The following is a 21,880-nucleotide window of genomic DNA, read 5'->3' as shown; positions in this document are numbered from 1 at the left end:
TGAGCGGATGAGTTCGTCATCGTCCGGGTCCCGTGCGCCGCTGGACGCGGGGTTCCGCGACGGCGGCGTGTCCCACTGGTTCGAGGCGGCCGGACGGCCCGCTCCGGGGCCCCGCCTGCCGGGGCCGCGCGACGCGGACGTGTGCGTCGTCGGCGCCGGGTACACGGGGCTCTGGACGGCCTACTACCTCAAGCGCGCCCGCCCCGGCCTGCGGATCGTCGTACTGGAGCGGGAGTTCGCCGGGTTCGGCGCGTCCGGCCGCAACGGCGGCTGGGTGCTCGGCGAGCTCGCCGGGTCGCGGGAGCGCTACGCCGCCCGGCACGGCCGCCCCGCCGCGATCGCCCTGCAGCGTGCGATGTTCCGCGCCGTGGACGAGGTCGTCCGCGTCGCCGCGGCGGAGGGCATCGACGCGGGGCTCGTCAAGGGCGGCGTGCTGTACGTCGCGCGCAACGCGGCGCAGCGGGCCCGGCTCGCCGCCATGGTCGCGGAGGCCCGCGCCTGGGGCTGGACGGACGGCGACCTCGTCCCGCTGCCCGCCGCCGAGCGCGCCGGCCGGCTGCGCGTGGCGGGCGCGACCGGCGCCGCGTGGAGCCCGCACGGCGCCCGCGCGCAGCCCGCCGCGCTGGTCCGCGGCCTCGCCCGGACGGTCCGCGACCTCGGCGTGGAGGTCTACGAGCGGACGCCCGTCCTGCGGATCGACCCGCGCCGCGGGCGCGTCCCGGCGACCGCGGTGACGCCCCACGGGTCCGTCGCGGCCGAGTACGTGCTGCGCGCCACCGAGGGCTTCACGGCCGGGCTGCCCGGCCACCGCCGCGACCTGCTGCCGATGAACAGCTCCATGATCGTCACGACGCCGCTGCCCGGCGCCGTCTGGGACGCGATCGGGTGGGAGCGGCGCGAGCTGCTCGGCGACATGGCGCACTACTACATGTACGCGCAGCGCACCGCCGACGACCGCATCGCGTTCGGCGGCCGGGGCCGCCCGTACCGCTACGGCTCGCGCGTCGACGACGCGGGACGCACCGCGCCCGCCACGGTCGACGCCCTCTGGACGACGCTCACCGCGATGTTCCCCGCCGTCGCGGGCGAGGGGCGCGTCGCGCACGCCTGGTCGGGGGTCCTCGGCGTCCCGCGCGACTGGTGCGCGGCGGCCGCCGTCGACCGTGCGAGCGGGCTCGGCCACGCGGGCGGCTACACCGGGCACGGCGTCGCGACCGCGAACCTCGCCGGGCGGACCCTCCGCGACCTGGTCCTCGGGGAGGGCACCGAGCTGACCGCGCTGCCGTGGGTCGGCCGCCGCGTCCGCCGCTGGGAGCCGGAGCCGCTGCGGTGGCTCGGCGTCCACGCGATGTACGCGCTCTACCGGGCCGCGGACGCGCGCGAGTCGGCGTCGGGCGCGGCGGGCACGTCCGTCCTCGCGCGCCTGGCCGACGCGATCAACGGCCACCCCTAGGGCCGGAGGAGCGCCCGCACGTCCGCGATGCCGGGGACGAAGACCCCGTCCGCGCCCGCCTCCGCGTAGGCGCGCGCCCGGCGGAGCGTCTCGGCGCGGCCGTCCTCTAGGTTGACCCCGGCGACGCCGCGACCCGAGGCTGGTCGTGCGACCGCGGGGAAGCCGGCGTCCGCCAGCGCGGCGCCGCTCGCGAAGTCCCGGGCGTTCGGCGGCAGCAGCGGACGATCACCGTGGTGCAGGTCGTGGAAGCGCACGTCCCGACCCCTAGGCGCGGCTCGCTTCGGCGCCGGACGAAGCGTCCGCCGGACCGCCGCGCCAGGCGGGCAGCGGACGCGCGCCGACCGCCGTCTCGAACGCGGCGCGGGCGAGCAGGCGGGTGGAGTCCAGCGTCGGCAGCGGTGACCGGTCCGGCGTGACGAGCAGCGGGATCTCGGTGCAGACGAGCGCGACCGCGTCGCAGCCGCGCTCGGCGAGCCGCTCGATGACGCGGGCGTAGGCGCGCCGCGACTCCGCCGTGAAGATCCCGTTGACCAGCTCGGCGAAGATGATCCGGTGGACGGTCTCCCGGTCGCCGGCGTCGGGGACCTCGGCGGCGATGCCGCGCGCGGCCAGCTCGCGCGGGTAGATCGGGCCGTCCATGGTGTAGCTCGTGCCGAGGACGCCGACGCGGGTCCGGCCGTCGCGCGCGGCCTGGTCGGCGACGACCTGGGCGATGTGCAGGCCGGGCAGCGGCAGGTCCGGGCCCGGACGTTCGAGCGCCATGTGCGCGGTGTTGTCGGGGCAGACGAAGAAGTCCGCGCCCGCCGCCGCGAGCCGCCGGAGGCTCTCGGCGAGCGTCGTCCGGATCGCGTCGTGGTCGCCCGCGTCCCAGGCGGGCATGCTCCGGGCGAGCGCGATGAGGTCGAGCGTCACGTCCGGGTGGTCGTCGGGGCCGAGCTCCCGGAAGCCCTCCTGGCAGAAGGTGCGGAGGCACAGCGTCGCGCCCTCCATGCTGTGGGCGAGGATGCCGAGATGCTCCATGCCGAGTCCCCCTGTTCGGTGTGGCGAACAATCGTCCACTAGCATGAACAGCGGAGCGCCTGTTCGTCAAACCGAACCCCCGGACGTCTGGAGCGAACACATGGGGAACGCCGACCTGATCGGACGGATCGCCGCCGCCATCCGCCGGGAGCGGGAGCGCGCCGGGCTGTCGCAGACCGACCTCGCCCGGCGGGCCGGGCTCGCCAAGTCGACGCTGTCCCAGTTGGAGGCGGGCGGCGGCAACCCGAGCGTCGAGACCCTGTGGGCGCTCGGGACGGCGCTGGACGTCCCCTTCAGCCGCCTCGTCGAGCCGCCCCGCGCCGCCGTCCGGGTGGTCCGCGCGGGGGAGGGCCCGGCCGCGCGCGCCGAACGGGCCGACTACGCCGCCGCGCTGCTGGCGGCCTGCCCGCCGCACGCCCGCCGCGACCTGTACCGCGTGACCGCCGGGCCCGGCCGGCCCCGCGTCTCGGACCCGCACCCGCCGGGGACGGTCGAGCACGTCGTCCTCGCCTCGGGCCGCGCCCGCGTCGGCCCGCCGGACGAACCGGCGGAGCTGGCGCCGGGCGACTACGTCACCTACCCCGGCGACGCGCCCCACGTGTTCGAGGCGCTGGAACCGGGGACGTCGGCGGTCTTCCTGATGGAGTACGTCTAGAGGGTGCGGTAGTGCGTGGTGAGGCGGCCGCCGCCGTCCAGGATGTGGAGCGCGAAGCCGGGCGGGGCCGTCTCGTCGGCGACGTCCCCGGCCTCGCCGGGCAGGCGCAGCGTGGACACGACGCCGGGCGCGACGAGCAGCGGACGTCCGGCGAACGTCGTGGCCGCCGCCGTGTGCGCGTGCCCGCACAGCACGGCGACGACCCGCGGATGCCGCTCGATCACCGCGGCGAGCCGCTCCTCGCCGGACTGGCGGATCCCGTCCACGTAGGGGATGCCGACCCGGACCGGCGGGTGGTGGAAGCAGACGAACGCGGGCGCGCCGGGATCGGCCGCGAGGCGCTCGTCGAGCCAGGTGAGCGTCTCGTCGGCGAGGAACCCGCCGGGCCGCCCGGGGATCGTGGAGTCGCACATCGCGAACAGCGCCCCCGCCACCGTGTGAGCGCGGTCGACCGGATCGCCGGACGGCGGCTCGCCGAGCAGGGCCGCCCGGTACGGGCCCCGGGCGTCGTGGTTGCCGGGGCACATCAGCACCGGGTGCCGGGACGCGAGCGCCTTCACGGCCTGTTCGTACTCGGCGGGCTCGCCGTGGTCGGCGATGTCCCCGGTGACGAGGACGGCGTCGAGCGGCAGCCCGTCCAGATGGGCCATGACCCGCGCGGTGCGCTCGGCCCGGTGGCCGCCGCCGTCGAGGTGGGTGTCGCTGAGCTGCGCGAAAACAAGCATGCCCACGAACCTAGGCCGCGACCGGCCCATGAATAAGATCCAGTTCCATGCCGAGAGATTGGACCGGTTCGGGCGTCGACCTCCACCTGGACCTCGATCCGTCGCGCGGCCGCCGGGCGGGGCTCGAACACGCGCTCCGCGCGGCCATCGCGACCGGGCGCCTCGCGCCCGGCGCCGCGCTGCCCTCGACCCGCGCCCTGTCCGCCGAGCTGGGCCTCGCGCGCGGGACGGTCACCGCCGCCTACGACCAGCTCGCGGCCGAGGGGTACCTCACGGCGGCGCCCGGCTCGCGGACCCGCGTCGCGGAGACCGCCGGGCCCGCCCCGGCGCCCGCCGCCGGACGGCCCGCGCCGCCCGCCGCGCCCGCGCACGACCTGCTGCCCGGACGCCCCGACCTCAGCGCGTTCCCGGCGGAGGCGTGGCTGCGCTCGACGCGGCGGGTCCTGTCCGCCGCGCCGCCGGAGGCGCACGCGCTCGGCGACCCGCGCGGCCGCCCCGAGCTGCGCGCGGCCCTCGCCGCCTACCTCGGACGCGCCCGCGGCGTCCACACGAGCCCGGAGCGGATCGTCGTCACGTCCGGGTACGCGCAGTCGCTCGGCCTGCTCACCGGGGTCCTCGCCGAGGCCGGGACGGCGGCGGTCGCGATGGAGGAGCCCGGCCATCCCTTCCACCGCGAGATCGTCCGGCGGGCGGGGGCGGAGATCGTCCCGCTGCCGGTGGACGAGCACGGGGCGCTGCCCGGCGCGCTCGGCGGGGCGGGCGCGGCCGTCCTCACCCCGGCGCACCAGTACCCGTCCGGCGCGACCCTCGGCCCGGGCCGCCGCCGCGCCTTCGCCGCGTGGGCCCGGCGCACCGGCGGCGTGATCGTCGAGGACGACTTCGACGGCGAGTTCCGCTTCGACCGGCGGCCGGTGGGCGCGCTGCAGGGCACGGCGCCCGACCACGTCGTGTACGCGGGGACCGCGTCGAAGACGCTCGCCCCCGCGATGCGCCTCGCCTGGACGGCGCTGCCCGCGCGCCTGGTCGAGCCGTTCGCCGAGGCCAAGCGGCTCGCGGACGCGCACACGCAGTCGCTCGCCCAGCTCGTCCTCGCCGACCTGATCGGCACGCACGCCTACGACCGGCACGTGCGGGCGTCGAGGCTCCGCTACCGGCGGCGCCGCGACCTGCTGGTCGAGACGCTGCGGGCGCGGGCGCCCCGCGTGCGGGTGCGCGGCGTCGCGGCCGGGCTGCACGCGCTCGTCCTGCTCCCGGACGGCGGCCCGTCCGAGGACGAGGTCATGGCGCGCGCCGCCGCCCTCGGCCTCGCGCTGATGCCGCTCCGCGGCCACTGGCAGGACCCGGAGGGGCGGCCGCAGGGGTTCGTCGTCGGGTACAGCACGCCGTCCGGGCCCGGGTACCGTCCGGCGCTAGCCGCGCTCTGCGCCGCCCTCGACCCGTGACGCCATGACCACGAGCGTGCTGTAGGCCATGGTGAAGCCGCCGCCCAGCCGGTCGATGGCCCGCCCGGTGAGCTCGGCGACCTCGGCCAGCCGGTCCGGCGCGAGGCGGGTGAAGACCCCGGCCGTGGGGAGCTGGTCGAGCCATTCGTCGCGGGTGTAGGGGCGCGTCCATTCGTGGCGCCACTCGTCCAGGCCGCCGAACGCGCCCGCCGCGCGGACGCCGTCGGCGACCTTGCCGATCAGCGCCGGGTAGGTCTCCTCGATCGGCCGCTTCATCGCCGTGACGTCGACCGGGATGTCCGGGACGACGCGGCGGACGGCCTCGGCGAGCGCGTCCACGATCTCGTCCGGCGGCCGGGGCGCGTTCCAGAACGCCGCCAGCACGCCGCCGGGGCGCAGCACCCGCGCCGCCTTGGCCGCGCCCGCGACCGGGTCGACCCAGTGCCACGCCTGGCCTGAGACGACGCCGTCGAACGTCCGGCCCGCCGGGTCCCAGTCCTCGATCGTCGCGACCTCGACCGCGGTGCCGAGCCGCCGCGCGACCTCGGCCATCCGGGCGTCCGGCTCGACGCCGAGCACCGTGCGTCCCGCGGCCTGGAACCGCCGGGCGGCGATGCCGGTGCCGCAGCCGACGTCGAGGATCTCCGGGCCCGGGCAGGCGGCGGCGATCCGCTCGATCACGGCGTCCGGGTAGCCGGGGCGGGCGCGGTCGTAGCGCTCGGCGTCGGTGCCGAACGACTCCGCCATCCCGCGGTCGCGGTGGAGTTCGGGATCGGAGGGAGGGCCTGGCTCGGGCGTTATAGTGGGCATGCGCCCACCATAGTGGGCAAGTGCCCACTCGTCCATCGCAGCGAAGGAGACGCATACGGTGCCGACCGGGGTGGCCCTCCGCGACGTGCGGGAGCAGCTGTTCGACGCGGCCGACCGCATCCTGCTCAGGGACGGTCCGAGCGGCCTGACGAGCCGGGCGGTGACGACGGAGGCCGGGTGCGCCAAGGGCGTCCTGCACCGGCACTTCGAGGACTTCGACGCCTTCCTCGCCGAGTTCGTCCTCGACCGCGTCGGCCGGCTGGACGCCGAGGCCGCCGCGCTCCGCGCCGCCGCCGGGACCGGCACCGTCACCGGCAACCTCGCGGCCGCGCTGTCGGCCCTGTTCGGGTCCGTCGCCGTCGCGATCGTCGCGCTCGTCACGTTCCGGGACGCGCTGCGGGTCCGGCTGCGCCGCGCCTGGCCCGCGGGCGTCCCCGTGCTGACCGAGGCGGCGGTGATGGTCGAGGGCTACCTCGCCGCCGAGCGCGACCTCGGCCGGATCGCGGCCGGCGCCGACGTCGAGGCGCTCGCGCCGACGCTCATCGGCGCCGGGCACCTGCTGTTCGCCGACCGGACCGCCGGGCCGCCGGACGACGCCGCCGTCCACCGCATGGTGACCGCGGTGATGGCGGGCGTCCTCCGGTAGCCCGGGCCGCCGGCGGGTCAGGCGGGCGCGTAGCGGGTGAGCAGCAGGTGGTCGCCGGGGAGCGCACGCGCGTCCAGGAACCGGAGCCGGGCCGGGGACGGGCCGCCGAACACCGGCGTCCCGCCGCCGAGGAGGGCCGGGCCGATCATCAGGTGCAGCTCGTCGACCAGCCCGGCGGACAGCAGGTCGTTCCACAGCGTCCGGCTGCCGAACATGAGGATCTCCTCGCCGGGGGAGTCCTTGAGCTCGGCGATCCGCGCGTGCGCGTCCGCCCGCCTGACGATCTCGGTGTTCCGCCAGGGCGCCGCCGGGTCCGCGGCGAGGGTGTCGGACACGACGACCTTGTCGATCGCGCCGTTCAGCCGCGAGATCTCCCGCTCCACGGGACGGGCGGACGCGTCGTCCGCGACCGGCGGCCAGTAGGCCCTGAAGCCCTCGTAGGTGGTGCGCCCCAGCAGCAGGGTGTCGGCGGCGCGGAGCCGCTCGGCGTTGTAGTCGTCGAACGCTTCGTGGAACGGCAGGGCCATGATGTCGCCGCCGGGGCCCTCGTAGTAGCCGTCCAGCGAGACGATGTTGGTGACGATCAGCTTGCGCATCGGGCTCTCCTCGTCGTTTTTCGCTTACACAGGGGGAGAGACACGGCGGGCCGCCGATTCATCGGTCAGGACGGGAATTCCTTCGGAAGTCCGAAGAGCGGGTACAGGGCGGGGTCGAGGAAGCCGGAGATCGCGGTGATCAGGCCGTCCCGGACGCTGAGCACGTTGATCGCCCCGAGCCGGAAGCGGCCGTCCGGGTTCCGCTGGTAGCAGGCGAACCCGGGCTGCCCGTTGACGCGGATCGGCGCCAGCCGCCACGGCGTCTCGAAGCAGCGTTCGGCGATGAACCGCATGACGTCGTCGCGGCCGTCGAACCAGGCGGGCAGCGGCGGCATCGTGAACCGGACGTCCTCGGCGAGCAGGGACACGAGCGCGTCCACGTCGGCGCGCTCCCAGGCGGCGACGAACGCGTCGATCAGCTCGCGCTGCCCCTCGGCTCCGAGGGCGGACAGCTCGGCCCGCTGCGTGGCGGGCGGCACCCGCTCCCGGACGGCCTTCCGCGCCCGCTGCAGCGCGCTGTTCACGGCGGCCGGGGTGAGTTCGAGGACGGAGGCGACCTCGGCGGCGGAGAACTCCAGCACCTCCCGCAGGATCAGCACCGCCCGCTGCGTCGCCGGGAGGTGCTGCAGCGCGGCGACGAACGCCAGCTCCACGTCCTCGCGGCGGGCGAACGAGGCGTCCGGGCCGGGGTCGCCCGGGACGTCGTCCGGCCACGGTTCGAGGAACACCGGCCCCGGGACGAACTCGCCGAGGTCGTGGACGTCGCCGCGCGGCGGTCCGTACTCCGGCGACAGGACGCGCGGCGGGCGCTTCGAGGCCAGCCGCAGGCACGCGTTGGTGGCGATCCGGTACAGCCAGGTGCGCGGCGAGCTGCGCCCCTCGAACCCCGGCAGGCCGCGCCAGGCGGCGAGGAGGGTCTCCTGCAGCGCGTCCTCGGCGTCCTGGAGGGAGCCGAGCATGCGGTAGCAGTGCGCCTTCAGCTCGCGCCGGTGCCCGGCGGCCAGCCGGGCGAAGGCCGCCTCGTCGCCGCCCCGGGCCCGTTCCAGCAGTTCGGACTCGTCCACGCGGAGAGCCTAGCCGCGGGGCGGGACGCGTCAGCTCCGGCTCTGGTAGCGGGCGCCGACCACCGCGCCCGCGACCGCGCACACGATCGGGACGGCGACGAACGCCGCCAGCAGGACGCCGGTGCCGTCCACGTCGAGGGTGCGGTCCAGGACGAAGGTGAAGAACGCGCCGACCGTCTCCGTCAGCAGGAAGCCCGCCGCTCCGCCGACCAGGAACCCGACCATGGCGCCCGAGATGCTCATGCCGCCCAGCCTCGCCGCGCGGGGCGCCGGGCCGCGTCCGCCCGGGGCGGTCAGTCCGCGATACGCCGCCGGTCGCGGCCGGCCGGCGCGGCTACCGCTCCGGTCGTATCCAGCCGGGGCTGACCATGCCCGACTCGTAGGCGAGGATGACGAGCTGCGCCCTGTCGCGCACGTCCAGCTTGGACATGATGCGGCTGACGTGCGTCTTCGCCGTCGCCGGGCTCAGCACGAGGTGCGCCGCGATCTCGTCGTTGCTCAAGCCCGTCGCGACGAGCTGCATGACCTCGCGCTCGCGGGCGGTGAGGGCGCGCAGCCGCGGGCCCGGCCGGGGCGCCTGGACGCGCCCGGCGAACTCCCCGATCAGCCGCCGGGTGACCGACGGCGTGATCAGCGCGTCCCCGCGCGCCGCGACCCGGACGGCGTGGATCAGCTCGGCGGGCTCGGTGTCCTTGAGCAGGAACCCGGTCGCCCCGGCGCGCAGCGCGCCGTACACGTATTCGTCCAGGTCGAAGGTGGTGAGGATGACGACGCGGACGCCGTCGAGCCGCGCGTCGCCGGTGATCCGGCGGGCCGCCTCCAGGCCGTCCATGCCGGGCATCCGGACGTCGAGCAGCGCCACGTCGGGGCGCAGCTCGCGGCACGCGGCGAGCGCCTCCGCACCGTCCGCGGCCTCGCCGGTGACGGTGATGTCGTCCTCGTCGTCCAGGATGGAGCGGAAGCCGGCGCGGACCAGCCGCTGGTCGTCGGCCAGCAGAACCTCGATCATCGGGATCCGTCCTCGTAGGGGAGCCTCGCCCGGACGACGAACCCGCCGCCCGGCCGCGGCCCCGCGGTCAGCTCGCCGCCGAGGGCGCGGGCGCGCTCGCGCATCCCGTCCACGCCGCTGCCCGGCCCGGCCGGGCCGGCGGCCGCGCCCCGGCCGTCGTCGGCGACCTCGACGAGCAGGCCGCCCGGGCCGCCCGCGACGCTGACGACGACCTCCGCCGCCCCCGCGTGCCGCGACACGTTCGTCAGCGACTCCTGGACGATCCGGTACGCCGCCAGCCCGACCTCGGTCGGCGGGTCGGCCGCGCCGTCCAGCTCGGTGCGGACGGTGAGCCCCGCCGCCCGCGCCGCGCCGACGAGGTCGCCGATCCGGTCCAGGCCGGGCGCGGGCGCGGTCGGCGCCTCCTCGTCGGCCTGCCGCAGCACGCCGAGCGTCGCGCGCAGGTCGCGCAGCGCCTCCCGGCTCGACTCCTTGATCGCGGCGAGCGCGGCCTCGCCCTGCGCCGGGTCCCGGTGGTAGCGGTGCAGCGCCGTGCCCGCCTGGACGTTGATCAGCGACAGGTGGTGCCCGACGACGTCGTGCAGCTCGCGGGCGATGCGCAGCCGCTCCTCGCCCGCCGCGCGCTGCTCGGCCACCCGCAGGTAGACGATCCTGCTGTGCCGGACCCAGCCGAGCGCGACGATCGCCACCACCCAGCCGGTCAGCATGAACAGCGCGACCCCGTTGACCTGCTTGTTGCCGGACAGCGTCCCGATCCCGGTGAAGATCACGGTCAGCGCGCCGAGGGCGAGCGCGGCCCGCAGCCGTCCCTGCGCCGCGACCAGGTACAGCGCGGCGATCAGGGCCATCATCAGCGCGCCGTCGTAGGTGCTGGTGAGGTAGAACGCCATGGTCAGCACCAGGACGGCGAAGCCGACCTGGACGGGGTGGCGGCGGCCGAGGTAGAGCGCGCCGCAGGCGGCGACGATCATCGCCCAGGCCGCCGCCGTGACGGCCCACGGCTCCTGGCGCGGGCCGAACAGCGAGTCGATGCTGCTGAGCGCGACCGCGACGAACACGCCGCCGGCGAGCGCCGCGTCCCGCGTGCGGCCGCGCGGCGGGCGCGGGAACCGGCGACCACCCATGCGGCCAGCGTAGACGGCGTGCGGAGCGCCGCGATCGGCCGCGCGGCCGATCGCGGTACCCGCCGGACCGCAACCGGGGGTGTAGCCGGGCGCCCCGGCACCGCGACCCGGGTTGTAGGCGGGTCAGCCCTCGTAGGTGTGGACGAACCGTCCGAGCAGGCGGGCGAACTCGGCGCGCTCGGCGTCCGTCCAGTCGGCCATGGCCTGGGCGAAGTGCTCCTGGCGGGTGCGGCGGGTGGCCTCCACGACCGACCGGCCCGCGTCGGTCAGCTCCAGGTGGATGCGCCGCCCGTCCTCCTGGGACGCGACCCGGCGGACGTACCCGGACTTGACGGCCTCCGCGACGATGCGGCTCCCGCGCGAGGCGTCGACGCCGAGCCGGGCGGCGACGAGCCCGACGCTCATCTCCTGGCCGGGGTGGTCGGGGCCCTCGTCGACGACGTCCACGACGTGCAGGACCTGGACGTCCACGGGGAGGTTGTGGTCCCGGATGGCGGCCTTCCCGAGCCGCTGCCGCGCCATGCCCCGGCGGAGCCTCACCATGCTCCGCTCGACGGCGTCCAGTGCCTCGTCGCTCATGGCGGCCAGTCTAGCTAGGTTGCGCACCTCATCTAAGTGTGCTTAGCATCTGCATGCCTTAAGCATATAAATGAGAGGTGCACATGAATTCCGCGACCGGAACCGCCGCCCCCGCGCCGATGAGCCGCCGGGACCGGCGGCTCGTGTTCGGCGGGCTGATGCTCGCCGGGCTGATGTCGTCCCTGGACGCGACCGTGCTCGGCACCGCGCTCCCGGCGATCGTCGGCGACCTCGGCGGGCTCGACCGGCTCGCCTGGGTGTCCACCGCGTACGTGCTGGCGACCAGCGTCACCGTCCCGCTGTCGGGGCGGCTCGGGGACCTGTTCGGGCGCCGTCCCGTCCTGCTGACCGGCCTCGCCGGGTTCATGGCCGCGTCGGCGGCGTGCGGGGCGGCGCCGTCGATGGACTGGCTGATCGTCTTCCGGGTCGGGCAGGGCGCGGCGGCCGGATGCCTGATGAGCTCGATGTTCGCGCTGACCGGCGACCTGTTCGAGCCGCGCGAGCGGGCCAAGTACCAGGGATACTCGGCGCTGGTCTTCGCGGTGTCGAGCGTCGCCGGGCCGCTGATCGGCGGGTTCCTCACCGACCACGCGTCCTGGCGCTGGGCGTTCTACGTCAACCTGCCGCTCGGCCTCGCCGCCACGGCCACGACCGCGCTCCTGCTGCGGCTGCCGCGCCCGGACCGCGAGCCGCGGATCGACTATCGCGGGATCGTGCTGCTCGGCGCGGCGGTCACCTGCTTCACGCTGCTCACGAGCTGGGCCGGGACGCGGTACGCGTGGGGATCGCCCGTCGTGCTCGGGCTGGCGGCGGGGTCCGCCGTCCTGTTCGCGGTGTGGGTCCTCGCGGAGCGGACGGCGGCCGAGCCCGTCGTCCCGCCGCGCCTGTTCCGCGACCGGTCGTTCGCCGTCGCCTGCGCCGTCGCGGCCGTCGGCGGCGCGACCGGGTTCGGGCTCGCCACCTACCTGCCGATGTTCTTCCAGGTCGTCGGGGGAGCGGGGGCGACGCGCTCCGGCCTGCTCGTGCTGCCGATGATGATCGGGCTCCTCGCCGCCTCGATGGGCGCCGGGCGCCGCATCCACCGGACCGGCCGCTACCACCGGCTCCCCGCCGCCAGCATGGCGGTCAGCGGACTGGGCGTCGCGCTGCTCGCCACCATGGACGCCGATACCAGCCTTCTCGTGGCGGGCTGCTACATGGCCGTCCTCGGGTTCGGGGCGGGGCTGTCGCAGCAGGTCGTCGTGCTGATCGCGCAGAACGCGGCGCCGCCCCGCGACCTCGGCGCCGCCAGCTCGGGGGTGTTCGCGACGCGGATGCTCGGCACGGCCGCCGGGATGGCGGTGTTCGGCTCGATCGTGTCCAGCCGGTTCGCCGCCGAGGTCGGGCGGCGCGTCCCGGACGGCCGCGTCCCCGCGTTCGACGACGCCGTCCGGCCCGGCGCGCTGGAGGCCCTGCCCGCCCCGGTGCGCGACGGCGTCGCCGACGCCTTCGCCGCCGCGTTCACCGACCTGTTCGTCGCCGCGCTGCCGCTGCTCGCCGCGGGCCTCGCCGCCGCGCTGCTGCTGCGGCACGTCCCGCTCGCGCCGCGCGGACCCGGCGGCGGCCCCCGCGACTAGGTGTCGAGGGCGGCGTCGTGGACGAGGAGCGCGACCTGCACCCGGTTGTTCAGCTCCAGCTTCGTCAGCAGGCGCGACACGTACGCCTTCACGGTCGCGACGCTGAGCGACAGCTCCCGGCCGATCTCGCTGTTGGTCCGGCCCTGCCCGACCAGCGCGGCGACGGCCCGCTCGCCCTCGCTCAACCGGCCGAGCAGCTCGCGGGCGCGGGCCTGGCGCGGGTCGGCGGCCGCGTCCGCGACGTAGGACATCATCCGCCGCAGCACCGCGGGCGACATCATCGGCTCGCCCGCCGCGACCTGCCGGATCGCCTGGACGATCTCCGGCGGCGGCGTGTGCTTCAGCAGGAACCCGCTCGCCCCCGCCCGCATCGCGCGGACGATGTGGTCGTCGGTGTCGAACGTCGTCAGGATGATGATCTCGGGCGGGTCGCGGCGGGCGCGCAGCAGCTCGGTCGCCGCGAGCCCGTCCAGCCTCTGCATCCGGATGTCCATCAGCACCACGTCGGGGCGGTGCCGGTTGACGGCGGGCACGACCTCCGCGCCGTCGGCCACGTCGGCCACCACGTCGAGGTCGTCGGCGTTCGCCAGCATCATCGACAGGCCGGCCCGGACGAGCGCGTCGTCGTCCACGATCAGGACGCGGATGGCAGCGGAGTCCATCCCGCCACCCTATGGCTTCGGCGCGGCCGGGCCCGCCGGTCAAGGCCCGCCGCTACGGGCGGCGCAGGCGGCGGCCGCTGACCTCGTGCGCGGCCAGCCGGAACCACGCGTCGCGCTCGCCGCCCGGCCACGGCCGGACCTGCGCCACGCCGGGGATCTCGTCGTCGCTCAGCGGATGCGCGCCGCCGCGCACGAGCACGCTCCACCCCTCGTGGGTCGACTCGTCGAACCGGTCGACCTCGAACGCGGCCCGGACCTCCCCGCCGGTCACGATCGGGACCAGGCTCCGGTTCAGGCGCCCCGTCGCCGAGGTGCGGAAGATCACGGCGTCGCCGTCGACGGCGTGGTTCACCGGGACGACCGTCGGGCCCTCGCCGTCGTCGAACGCGACCCGTCCGACGCCCGTGCCGGAGATCAGCCGGAGGCATTCCGCGCGGTCCAGTTCTTCGAGCAGTGGCTGGTCAGCGGAGTTCGGTGCCATGGGGGACACCCTTCCCGGCATCCCCGGCGGCATGCGGGCCGCCGAGCGGCAGCCGGGCCCGCAGCCGGAACCGGCCGTCGCCGGTGCGGCCGTGCTCCAGCGTCCCGCCGAGCAGCGCGACCCGCTCGGCGAGGCCGACGAGCCCCGCGCCCGCCCCGGGCAGCGGCCGGGCGGGCGGGCCGGGCGGCAGCGCGTTGACGATCTCGATGTCGAGGTCGGCCCCCGCGTCCAGCGTCACCCGGACGCGCGCCCCCGGCGCGTGCTTGCGGGCGTTGGTCAGCCCCTCCTGGACGATCCGGTACGCGTGCCGCCCGACCCGCGCCGGGACGCGCCCCGGATCGGGGACGCGGTCGTCCAGCGTGACGCGCCCGCCCGCGCGCTCGGACTCGGCGACGAGGCCGGGCACGTCCGCGAGCGTCGGCTGCGGGCGCTCCGGGCCGGCGGCGCGCGGGGAGTCGTCCCGCAGCACGCCGATGACCTCGCGCAGGTCCTCCATGGCCTCGTAGGCGCTCTGCCGGATGATCCCGGCGGCCTCGCGCTGCTCGGGCGGCGAGTCCCGGCGGAACTCCAGCGCGCCCGCGTGCACGGCCAGCAGGGAGATGCGGTGGGCGAGGACGTCGTGCATCTCCCGCGCGATCCGCTCGCGCTCCAGCAGCCGCGCCTCCTCGACCCGCAGCTGCTGCTCGGTCTCGGCGGCGCGGGCCCGCTCGCGCAGCGACTCGATCAGCATCCGCCGCGACCGCACCAGCATCCCCGCCGTGACGAGCACCGCGTACATGAGGGCGAAGACGACGACGCCCTCGCGGAAGTCGCGCGCCGACAGCGGCGCGATCCAGAACTCCAGGGCGACCACGCCCATGGTCGCGGCGCCGATCGGCAGGCTCGTCCGCCACGGCCGCAGGACGGCGACCGAGAACACCGCCGCCGCCGCGGTGCCGAGCACCGTCGACGCGGTGAGCTGCGCGAACATCATCACGACCGCGAGGGCGACCGGGTACCGGCGGCGGAACAGCAGGACGGCGGCCCAGCTCACCGCGCCGATCGCCAAGTCCCGCGGCACCGAGAGGTCCTGGCCGCTCTGCAGGTCCTCCAGCGATGCCTGGAGCATGAGCAGGCCGAGCACGACGGCGCCCGCGGTGACGCCCGCGTCGCCGACCCGGTCCCGCCAGGATCGCCTGAGTTCCACGCGCTCCACGGTATCGGCGGGCCCGCGTGCGGACAGTGGCCGCAGGTCGGCGGCCCGTCGACTTTGGTAGCGGCCGCGCGCCACCCCGCCGCGCCGCGATCAATTTCTACAGGTAGTATTCGTAGAAAATGCGGGAGGAGCGCGCCGTGACCTATGTGATCGCCGAGCCGTGCGTGGACGTCAAGGACCGCGCCTGCGTCGACGAATGCCCCGTCGACTGCATCTACGAGGGCGCGCGGTCCCTCTACATCCATCCTGACGAGTGCGTCGACTGCGGCGCCTGCGAGCCCGTCTGCCCGGTCGAGGCGATCTACTACGAGGACGACGTCCCCGACCAGTGGAAGGCGTACACGGCGGCCAACGCCGAGTTCTTCGACGACCTCGGCTCGCCCGGCGGCGCCGCCAAACTCGGCGCCGTCGACCGCGACCATCCGCTGGTCGCGGCGCTGCCCCCGGCGGGGGAGGCGTGAGCGGCGCCGCCCCGCCGCCGGACCGGCCCCGGCGGCGCGAGGTCCTGGAGGCGCTCCGCGCGGCGGACGGGCCGCTCGGCGTCGCCGACGTCGCCCGGCGGCTCGGCGTCCACGCCAACACCGCGCGCTTCCACCTGGACGCCCTCGCCGCCGAGGGCGCGGTCGAGCGGAGCGTCGAGGAGCCGTCCGGGCGCGGCCGCCCGCGCACCGTGTACGCGCCGCGTCCCGGCATGGACCGGGGCGGCGCCCGCGGGTACCGGCTGCTCGCGCAGATCCTGCTCAGCCGGCTCGCCTCCGCCGGTCCCGGCGCCCGGGCCGACGCCACGCGCGCCGGCCGCGAATGGGGCCGCTACCTCGTCGACCGTCCGCCGCCGTTCCGGCCGACGAGCGAGGCCGACGCCGCCGGGCGGCTCACCGCCCTGCTCGCCGACCTCGACTTCGACCCGAAGCCCGCCGCCGACGTGATCAGGCTCCGGCACTGCCCGTTCCTCGAACTGGCGGAGGAGTACGGCCCTCTCGTCTGCGACGTCCACCTCGGCCTCATGCAGGGCGCGCTGGAGGAACTGGACGCGCCCCTGGCGGCCGACCGGCTGGAGCCCTTCGCCGAACCCGGCGCCTGCGTCGCCCACCTGCGGCGCGCCCCCCGATGATCCCCGAAAGCCGATGATCCCCCGGAAGGCGGTTGTGCGATGAACGCGACGGCGGCGGCGACGGCCGGTGCGGTGACGTTCCTGTGGCTCGGGATGGTGCTGGCGATCTCCTTCATGGAGGCGCCGCTGAAGTTCCGCGCGCCCGGCTTGACGATCCCGGTCGGGCTCGGCATCGGCCGGATCGTGTTCCGCGCGCTGAACGCCGCCGAGACCGGGCTCGCCGTCGTCGTGGTCGCGGCGGTCGCGGCCGGGCGCCCGTCCGCGCCGGTCGCCGTGCTCGCCGCGCTGGCGGCGGCGCTGCTCGCGGTGCAGCTCGGCGTGATCCGCCCCCGGCTCAACCGGCGGTCGGACCGGGTGCTCGCGGGCGAGGACCTGCCCCGCTCGCGCGGCCACCTGTACTACGTGGCGTGCGAGGCGGCGAAGGTCGCCCTGCTGCTCGCGCTCGGCGTCGCCGTCCTCGCCGCGGCCTGACGGCACCGGCGTGACGGCTCGCGAGGACGGTCAGCGCTTGGCGACCGTCAGCAGGACGGCCGAGTCCTCCAGCGCCTCAAGGGCGTGCCGCGCGTCCGGGACGATCAGCAGGTCGCCCGCGATGCCGTCCCAGGCGTCGTCGCCGCTCAGCAGCCGCACCCGCCCCAGCAGGACGTGGACCGTCGCCTCGCCCGGGCTCTCGTGCTCGGCCAGGGACGTCCCCGCGGTCAGCGCGATCAGCGTCTGGCGCAGGACGTGCTCGTGCCCGCCGTACACGGTCTCGGCGCTGCGCCCGGTGGACCCGGCGGCGGCGCGCTTGAGCTGGTCCCGTACCTGTGCGTCAAGCGAGAGCTTCTGCATGGCACCCAGTGTGCCAGCGCCCCCGCCGCGGCCTCACGGGGGCCGGTCAGTTCAGCGGCGCGCCGGTGACGGGCCTGCCGGTCGCGCTGCCCTGGAGCCAGGCGTCCCACGACTTCGCCCACGGCGTCGGACCGTTGCCGAACTGGAGCCTGCGCGTCGTCCCGGTCACCTTGACGACGTCGCCGCGGTTCGTGAAGTCGAAGAACCACTTGGCGTCGGACGGGGAGGCGTTGACGCATCCGTGGCTGACGTTGTCGTTGCCCTGCGAGTCGGTGGACCACGGCGCGGAGTGGACGAACGTCCCGCTGTAGGTCAGCCGGACGTTCCACTTCGTCGGGATCCGGTACTCGCCCGGGTCGCCGGTGGTCGCCGAGTCCATCACGATGTGCGCGTTCTTCTCCTGCGCGATCATCGTGCCGCTGTAGCTGTCGTGGCCCGGCTTGCCGAGGCTGACCTTCATCGTCCGGACGGTGCGCCCGCCGTCGGTGACGGTCGCGGTGTGCTTCTTCGCGTCGATGGTGGTGATGTGCCGGGGGCCGACCGTGAAGGTGGTGCTGCGGTCCTTCATCCCGTACAGGCCCTCGCCCGCCTTCAGCCCGGCCAGGTGCGCGACGACCTGAACCTTCTGCCCGGACGGCCAGTAGTCGCGGGGCCGGAAGTCGACCTCCCGGTCGCTGACCCAGTACCAGGCGCCCTCGACCGGCTTGGACATCCGGACCTCAAGCGCCTTCTCGACCGCGACCTTCCCGGCCTTGGTGGCGACCGGCTTGGACAGCAGCAGCTGCACGGGCATGCCGACCCCGACCTTCTCGCCGTCCAGCGGGGACATGCCGCTCTCCAGCTTCTTCGGCGGGGTCAGCGTCGTGAAGGTGGACGTCGCCGTGGCCTCCTTGCCGCCCTCGCCCGTGCCCTTCGCGGTGACCGTGTACGTCGTGGACGGGCGGAGCGTCCACGACGACTTCCACGACTTGCCGTCCGAGGCGAGCCTTCCCTGCGCCTTGGCGTTCTTCTGGCCGTAGGTGAGGGTCACGCTGGTCAGCCGCCCCTTGTCGGCCGTGACGGTGACGGGCTGGTCGGGCGCCACCCGCTGAGCGCCGGTGGCGGGGGTGATGGCCAGCTTGACCGCGTCCTCGGCCTTGCCGCCGCCGTCCCCGCCCTTTCCGCCGCCGCCCCCGGACGAGCAGCCCGCGACGGCGACGACCGCCGCCCCGATGATCGCCGCGCTCGCCGTCCCGGTCCGACCCCTGGGCACTGGGCACACTCCTCACGCTCGACGTGCATTCCCTTCGTCAGGGTATGCACGGTTTTGCCGAAGACATTCGAAAGTGCGGGCTTTGTTCTGTTTCTCCCAGGTCAGGGCGGCCCAGACGTGTCGGCCCCCGGCGGGAGCTTCGCGGCGGCGGACCGGTCCACCAGGAACAGCGTGCGGTCGCGGCCGCGCACCCCGGCCACGGGCGCCTCGGCGACGTCCGCGCCCGACAGGCCGAGCCGCACCGCCTCCGCCTTCGACTCCCCGGCCGCGAGCACCCACACCTCGTCGGCGGAGTTGAGCGTCCCGAACGTGAGCGAGACGCGGGTCGGGGGCGGCTTCGGCGCGCCGCGCACGGCCACCGCGGGCGCGTCCGCGCGCAGGCCCGGCATGTGCGGGAACAGCGAGGCGACGTGCGCGTCCGGGCCGACGCCGAGCAGCACCACGTCGAACCGGCCCCCGGCCGCCGCCAGCTCGGCGCCGTACCGGGCGGCGCCCGCCTCGGGGTCGTCGCCGTCCGGGCCGCCGGGCGCGGGCATCGCGTGCACCCGCGCCGGGTCGACCGGGACGTGGTCGAGCAGCGCCGCCCGCGCCCCGGTCTCGTTGCGCTCCGGGTCGCCGGTGGGCAGGAACCGCTCGTCGCCCCACCAGACGTCGAGGCGCGCCCAGTCGACCGCGTCGCGCGCGCCGGACGAGGCGACGGCGGCGAGGACCGCCGTGCCGACGCCGCCGCCGGTCAGCGCGACCGACGCCGCGCCCCGCGCGGCCTGCGCGTCGGCGATCCGGGTGACCAGCCGCGCCGCCGCCGCGGCGGCGAGCACCTCCTGGTCGCGGTGGACGAGGACGGACGGGGGAGTCACGCGTCCCCCGATCCGTCCGCGCCCTCGCCCTGGCCCGCGGCGCCGTCCCCGGCGGCGTTCTGCCCGGCGGCCTCGCGGTCGGCGGCCTCGCGCCTGGCGGGGCCGGTCCTCGCCGCCTCCGCCGTCGCCGACACCGGGTCGCTCGCGACGCCCTCGCGGGTCGTCCCGCCCGCGAGGTCCTTGGCGAAGCGGGCCGCGGCCTCCCGGTACACCTCGTCCGGGTCGAGCCGGCGCAGCTCCTCGGCCAGCAGCTCGGCCATCGGCCGCCGCATCAGCGCCACCTGCCGGTCGGGCTGCCCCGGACGGCACAGCGTCGCGACCCGCCCGTCCGGCCGGTGGACGACGATGTCCCCGGCCGTCGTCGTCAGCGTCACACCGGTGAGCCCCGGCCCCTCCGACACCGCGCGGGAGATCGGGACGCCGAGCCGGATCGACAGCCACGCCGCGAGCAGCTCCGCGCTCGGGCTGTCCGGCTCCGCCGCCACCTCGCCCGCGACGATGTCCTCGTGGTCCTGGTCGAGCGCGGCGGCGAGCAGCGACCGCCAGGACGTCAGCCGCGTCCAGGTGAAGTCGGTGTCGCCGGGCCGGTAGCCCTCCGCGAGCTGGGCCAGCGTGCCGAGCCGGTCGCGGGCCGCGTAGGAGTCGGTCACCCGGCGCTGCGCGAGGCGGCCGAGCGAGTCCTTCGCGGGCGCCTTCGGCACCTTGCCGCCCGGCCACCACGTCACGACCGGGGTGTCCGGCATCAGCAGCGGGACGACGACCGAGTCGGCGTGCTCGGCGAGCGGCCCGTACATGCGCAGCAGCACCGTCTCGCCGGGGCCGGTCTCGCCCATCCGGATCTCGGCGTCCAGCCGGGACGTCGCGCCGCGCGGGTCGCGGGAGATGACGGTCAGCACCCGGCAGGGGTGCTCGCGCGCCGCCTCCGTCGCCGCCCGCACCGCGTCGTACTGCGCCGACTCGTCGGTCACGATGATCAGCGTGAGCACCATGCCGACGGCCGGGCCGCCCATCAGGTGCCGGGACTGCGTCAGCGCGTCCTGGATCTGCCGGGTCGTCGTGCCGGTGAGGTCGATGTTCATCAGAGCCGCCTCCAGGTGCGCCCGTCGCGCGCCATCAGCTCGTCGGCGCTGTCGGGCCCGTATCCGCCGGACTTGTACTGGTCGAGGCCGCCCCGGCTCGCCCAGAACTCCTCGATCGGGTCGAGGATCTCCCAGGACAGCTCGACCTCCTCCTGGCGCGGGAACAGCGGGGGGTCGCCGATCAGGACGTCCAGCAGCAGCCGCTCGTACGCCTCGGGGGAGGTCTCGGTGAACGACTCGCCGTAGGCGAAGTCCATGTTGACGTCGCGGATCTCCATCGACGTGCCGGGCACCTTCGAGCCGAACCTGACCGTGATGCCCTCGTCCGGCTGCACCCGCATCACCAGGGCGTTCTGCCCGAGCTCCTCGGTGTCGGTCTCGGAGAACGGCAGGTGCGGCGCCTGCTGGAACACCATCGCCACCTCCGTCACCCGGCGGCTCAGCCGCTTGCCGGTGCGCAGGTAGAACGGGACGCCCGCCCAGCGCCGGTTGTCGATCTCCAGCTTCACCGCGGCGTAGGTCTCGGTGCGGGAGTCGGCGGGGATGCCGTCCTCCTCCAGGTAGCCGCGCACGTTCACGCCGCCCTGCCAGCCCGCCGCGTACTGCCCGCGCGCCGTGGACGCGGTCAGGTCGCCCGGCACCCGCACCGCCGACAGGATCTTCGCCTTCTCCGCGCGGACGGCCTCCGCGCTGAACGACGTCGGCTCCTCCATCGCGGTCAGCGCCAGCAGTTGCAGCAGGTGGTTCTGGATGACGTCGCGGGCCGCGCCGATCCCGTCGTAGTACCCGGCCCGGCCGCCGATCCCGATGTCCTCGGCCATGGTGATCTGCACGTGGTCGACGAACGACCGGTTCCAGATCGGCTCGAACATCGAGTTCGCGAACCGCAGCGCCAGGATGTTCTGCACGGTCTCCTTGCCGAGGTAGTGGTCGATCCGGAAGATCGACTCCTCGGGGAAGACGCGGTGGACGGTGTCGTTCAGCTCCTGGGCGGTGCGCAGGTCGCGGCCGAACGGCTTCTCGATCACGACCCGCCGCCAGGACCCCTCCCGGCGCTCGGCCAGCCCGCTGCGCTGCAGCTGCTCGACGACGAGCGGGAACGCCTTCGGCGGGATCGACAGGTAGAAGGCGTAGTTGCCGCCGGTGCCGCGGCTCTCGTCCAGCTCCTTGACCGCCATGGACAGCGCGTCGAACGCGCCCGGGTCGCCGAACTCGCCGGGGACGAAGTGCATGCCCTCGGACAGGTGCGTCCAGACGTCCTCGCGGAACGGCGTGCGGGCGTGCGCCTTGACGGCGTCGTAGGCGATCTGGCGGAAGTCCTCGTTCTCCCAGTCGCGGCGGGCGAACCCGACGAGGGAGAAGCCGGGCGGGAGCAGTCCGCGGTTCGCCAGGTCGTAGATCGCCGGGAGCAGCTTCTTGCGCGACAGGTCGCCGGTGACGCCGAACAGCACGAGCACGCACGGGCCGGCGACCCGCGGCAGGCGCTTGTCGCGGGGATCGCGGAGCGGATTGGCTGGGTCGGTCACGTGGCTCTACCTTTCCTCGGGGCTTCCCCCGGGCCCCCGGGACGGCGGCCCGAAGATCCTCGCTTCGCTGCGGTCATCGGGGCCTGTCCGGCCGTCCGGCCGCGCGCCCGGCCGGGCGCGCGGCGCCCTGTCGTCCTGGTCCTGCAA

The 21,880-nt window shown here is 75.7% G+C and carries 26 protein-coding genes; 8 read left to right on the top strand and 18 right to left on the bottom strand.

The genetic code is table 11. The annotated features are described in order from the left end of the window. Nucleotides 1-7: 7 nt before the first annotated feature. Complete coding sequence (locus tag ACH01S_RS07940) at nucleotides 8-1,453, top strand: NAD(P)/FAD-dependent oxidoreductase (protein WP_067887107.1); 1,446 nt, start codon at nucleotides 8-10, stop codon at nucleotides 1,451-1,453. Here the strand turns inward: ACH01S_RS07940 and ACH01S_RS07935 are convergent. Both ACH01S_RS07935 and ACH01S_RS07930 read right to left on the bottom strand, forming a co-directional pair. Then, nucleotides 1,450-1,707 carry a hypothetical protein gene (locus tag ACH01S_RS07935; RefSeq protein ID WP_067887103.1) on the bottom strand — a complete coding sequence of 86 codons (258 nt, stop codon included), beginning with the start codon at nucleotides 1,705-1,707 and terminating at the stop codon, nucleotides 1,450-1,452. The two genes, ACH01S_RS07940 and ACH01S_RS07935, sit on opposite strands and share 4 nt — an antisense overlap. A 10-nt stretch (nucleotides 1,708-1,717) precedes the next feature. Next, nucleotides 1,718-2,473 (bottom strand): aspartate/glutamate racemase family protein, encoded by a 756-nt coding sequence (locus tag ACH01S_RS07930; RefSeq protein WP_067887099.1) that lies wholly within the window; start codon nucleotides 2,471-2,473, stop codon nucleotides 1,718-1,720. 100 nt (nucleotides 2,474-2,573) lie between these two features. Between ACH01S_RS07930 and ACH01S_RS07925 the strand changes: the two genes are divergently transcribed. After that, nucleotides 2,574-3,128 carry a helix-turn-helix domain-containing protein gene (locus ACH01S_RS07925; protein ID WP_067887097.1) on the top strand — a complete coding sequence of 185 codons (555 nt, stop codon included), beginning with the start codon at nucleotides 2,574-2,576 and terminating at the stop codon, nucleotides 3,126-3,128. Here the strand turns inward: ACH01S_RS07925 and ACH01S_RS07920 are convergent. After that, a complete protein-coding gene (locus ACH01S_RS07920; RefSeq protein ID WP_067887094.1) occupies nucleotides 3,125-3,853 on the bottom strand; it encodes a metallophosphoesterase in 729 nt (242 codons plus the stop codon). The genes ACH01S_RS07925 and ACH01S_RS07920 overlap by 4 nt on opposite strands. A 47-nt stretch (nucleotides 3,854-3,900) precedes the next feature. Between ACH01S_RS07920 and pdxR the strand changes: the two genes are divergently transcribed. Further along, nucleotides 3,901-5,295: a MocR-like pyridoxine biosynthesis transcription factor PdxR gene (pdxR, locus tag ACH01S_RS07915; protein WP_067887091.1), complete on the top strand. Its 1,395-nt coding sequence runs from the start codon at nucleotides 3,901-3,903 to the stop codon at nucleotides 5,293-5,295. On the opposite strand, the gene ACH01S_RS07910 is transcribed toward pdxR, so the two are convergent. Beyond that, nucleotides 5,263-6,105: a class I SAM-dependent methyltransferase gene (locus ACH01S_RS07910; RefSeq protein ID WP_083980435.1), complete on the bottom strand. Its 843-nt coding sequence runs from the start codon at nucleotides 6,103-6,105 to the stop codon at nucleotides 5,263-5,265. The genes pdxR and ACH01S_RS07910 overlap by 33 nt on opposite strands. Nucleotides 6,106-6,163: 58 nt before the next feature. Between ACH01S_RS07910 and ACH01S_RS07905 the strand changes: the two genes are divergently transcribed. After that, nucleotides 6,164-6,751 (top strand): TetR/AcrR family transcriptional regulator, encoded by a 588-nt coding sequence (locus ACH01S_RS07905; RefSeq protein WP_067887085.1) that lies wholly within the window; start codon nucleotides 6,164-6,166, stop codon nucleotides 6,749-6,751. Nucleotides 6,752-6,768: 17 nt separating this feature from the next. Here ACH01S_RS07905 and ACH01S_RS07900 read toward each other — a convergent pair whose 3' ends face one another. The 6 genes from ACH01S_RS07900 to ACH01S_RS07875 all read right to left on the bottom strand — a co-directional run bounded on the left by ACH01S_RS07900 (nucleotide 6,769) and on the right by ACH01S_RS07875 (nucleotide 11,123). Next, nucleotides 6,769-7,347, bottom strand: a complete 579-nt coding sequence (locus ACH01S_RS07900; protein ID WP_067887082.1) for a dihydrofolate reductase family protein — start codon at nucleotides 7,345-7,347, stop codon at nucleotides 6,769-6,771. A gap of 65 nt (nucleotides 7,348-7,412) precedes the next feature. Beyond that, nucleotides 7,413-8,411, bottom strand: a complete 999-nt coding sequence (locus tag ACH01S_RS07895) for a sigma-70 family RNA polymerase sigma factor (RefSeq protein ID WP_067887079.1) — start codon at nucleotides 8,409-8,411, stop codon at nucleotides 7,413-7,415. Nucleotides 8,412-8,441: 30 nt separating this feature from the next. Next, nucleotides 8,442-8,654 (bottom strand): hypothetical protein, encoded by a 213-nt coding sequence (locus tag ACH01S_RS07890; RefSeq protein WP_067887075.1) that lies wholly within the window; start codon nucleotides 8,652-8,654, stop codon nucleotides 8,442-8,444. 91 nt (nucleotides 8,655-8,745) lie between these two features. Next, nucleotides 8,746-9,420, bottom strand: a complete 675-nt coding sequence (locus ACH01S_RS07885; RefSeq protein ID WP_067887073.1) for a response regulator — start codon at nucleotides 9,418-9,420, stop codon at nucleotides 8,746-8,748. Beyond that, the gene (locus tag ACH01S_RS07880; RefSeq protein WP_067887070.1) at nucleotides 9,417-10,544 is read right to left on the bottom strand and encodes a sensor histidine kinase; all 1,128 of its coding nucleotides are present in this window, start codon (nucleotides 10,542-10,544) and stop codon (nucleotides 9,417-9,419) included. The genes ACH01S_RS07885 and ACH01S_RS07880 overlap by 4 nt, the downstream gene beginning before the upstream one ends. Nucleotides 10,545-10,667: 123 nt before the next feature. Continuing rightward, nucleotides 10,668-11,123, bottom strand: a complete 456-nt coding sequence (locus tag ACH01S_RS07875) for a MarR family winged helix-turn-helix transcriptional regulator (RefSeq protein ID WP_067887067.1) — start codon at nucleotides 11,121-11,123, stop codon at nucleotides 10,668-10,670. An 83-nt stretch (nucleotides 11,124-11,206) separates the two neighbouring features. Here ACH01S_RS07875 and ACH01S_RS07870 point away from each other — a divergent pair, with 83 nt between their 5' ends. Continuing rightward, the gene (locus tag ACH01S_RS07870) at nucleotides 11,207-12,739 is read left to right on the top strand and encodes an MDR family MFS transporter (protein ID WP_067887064.1); all 1,533 of its coding nucleotides are present in this window, start codon (nucleotides 11,207-11,209) and stop codon (nucleotides 12,737-12,739) included. On the opposite strand, the gene ACH01S_RS07865 is transcribed toward ACH01S_RS07870, so the two are convergent. The 3 genes from ACH01S_RS07865 to ACH01S_RS07855 are packed head-to-tail and all read right to left on the bottom strand — an operon-like array spanning nucleotide 12,736 to nucleotide 15,068. Next, nucleotides 12,736-13,401, bottom strand: a complete 666-nt coding sequence (locus ACH01S_RS07865) for a response regulator (protein WP_067887062.1) — start codon at nucleotides 13,399-13,401, stop codon at nucleotides 12,736-12,738. The genes ACH01S_RS07870 and ACH01S_RS07865 overlap by 4 nt on opposite strands. A gap of 52 nt (nucleotides 13,402-13,453) precedes the next feature. After that, nucleotides 13,454-13,882 (bottom strand): pyridoxamine 5'-phosphate oxidase family protein, encoded by a 429-nt coding sequence (locus tag ACH01S_RS07860; RefSeq protein WP_067887059.1) that lies wholly within the window; start codon nucleotides 13,880-13,882, stop codon nucleotides 13,454-13,456. Beyond that, entirely contained in the window at nucleotides 13,863-15,068 is a 1,206-nt protein-coding gene (locus tag ACH01S_RS07855; RefSeq protein ID WP_246237160.1) for a sensor histidine kinase, read from the bottom strand. The genes ACH01S_RS07860 and ACH01S_RS07855 overlap by 20 nt, the downstream gene beginning before the upstream one ends. Nucleotides 15,069-15,214: 146 nt before the next feature. Here ACH01S_RS07855 and fdxA point away from each other — a divergent pair, with 146 nt between their 5' ends. The 3 genes from fdxA to ACH01S_RS07840 are packed head-to-tail and all read left to right on the top strand — an operon-like array spanning nucleotide 15,215 to nucleotide 16,659. Beyond that, entirely contained in the window at nucleotides 15,215-15,538 is a 324-nt protein-coding gene (gene fdxA / locus ACH01S_RS07850) for a ferredoxin (RefSeq protein WP_067887228.1), read from the top strand. Then, entirely contained in the window at nucleotides 15,535-16,188 is a 654-nt protein-coding gene (locus tag ACH01S_RS07845; RefSeq protein WP_067887056.1) for a helix-turn-helix transcriptional regulator, read from the top strand. The genes fdxA and ACH01S_RS07845 overlap by 4 nt, the downstream gene beginning before the upstream one ends. Before the next feature lie 39 nt (nucleotides 16,189-16,227). After that, nucleotides 16,228-16,659 carry a hypothetical protein gene (locus ACH01S_RS07840; protein ID WP_067887053.1) on the top strand — a complete coding sequence of 144 codons (432 nt, stop codon included), beginning with the start codon at nucleotides 16,228-16,230 and terminating at the stop codon, nucleotides 16,657-16,659. 30 nt (nucleotides 16,660-16,689) lie between these two features. Here the strand turns inward: ACH01S_RS07840 and ACH01S_RS07835 are convergent, their stop codons facing one another. The 5 genes from ACH01S_RS07835 to zwf form a co-directional block, all read right to left on the bottom strand. Beyond that, nucleotides 16,690-17,019: a cupin domain-containing protein gene (locus ACH01S_RS07835; RefSeq protein ID WP_067887049.1), complete on the bottom strand. Its 330-nt coding sequence runs from the start codon at nucleotides 17,017-17,019 to the stop codon at nucleotides 16,690-16,692. Between the two features lie 46 nt (nucleotides 17,020-17,065). Then, nucleotides 17,066-18,271: a L,D-transpeptidase gene (locus ACH01S_RS07830; RefSeq protein WP_083980434.1), complete on the bottom strand. Its 1,206-nt coding sequence runs from the start codon at nucleotides 18,269-18,271 to the stop codon at nucleotides 17,066-17,068. A 101-nt stretch (nucleotides 18,272-18,372) separates the two neighbouring features. Continuing rightward, nucleotides 18,373-19,128, bottom strand: a complete 756-nt coding sequence (gene pgl, locus ACH01S_RS07825) for a 6-phosphogluconolactonase (RefSeq protein ID WP_067887042.1) — start codon at nucleotides 19,126-19,128, stop codon at nucleotides 18,373-18,375. Then, complete coding sequence (locus tag ACH01S_RS07820; RefSeq protein WP_067887039.1) at nucleotides 19,125-20,207, bottom strand: glucose-6-phosphate dehydrogenase assembly protein OpcA; 1,083 nt, start codon at nucleotides 20,205-20,207, stop codon at nucleotides 19,125-19,127. The genes pgl and ACH01S_RS07820 overlap by 4 nt, the downstream gene beginning before the upstream one ends. After that, a complete protein-coding gene (zwf, locus tag ACH01S_RS07815; RefSeq protein WP_067887036.1) occupies nucleotides 20,207-21,733 on the bottom strand; it encodes a glucose-6-phosphate dehydrogenase in 1,527 nt (508 codons plus the stop codon). Before zwf ends, ACH01S_RS07820 begins: the two co-directional genes overlap by 1 nt. Between the last annotated feature and the right edge of the window lie 147 nt (nucleotides 21,734-21,880).

The sequence above is a fragment of the Actinomadura chibensis NBRC 106107 genome (genome assembly GCF_001552135.1).
Lineage (GTDB): Bacteria > Actinomycetota > Actinomycetes > Streptosporangiales > Streptosporangiaceae > Spirillospora > Spirillospora chibensis.
Note: the sequence above shows the minus strand (reverse complement) of the source record. Positions and strands in the feature narration are given on the sequence as shown.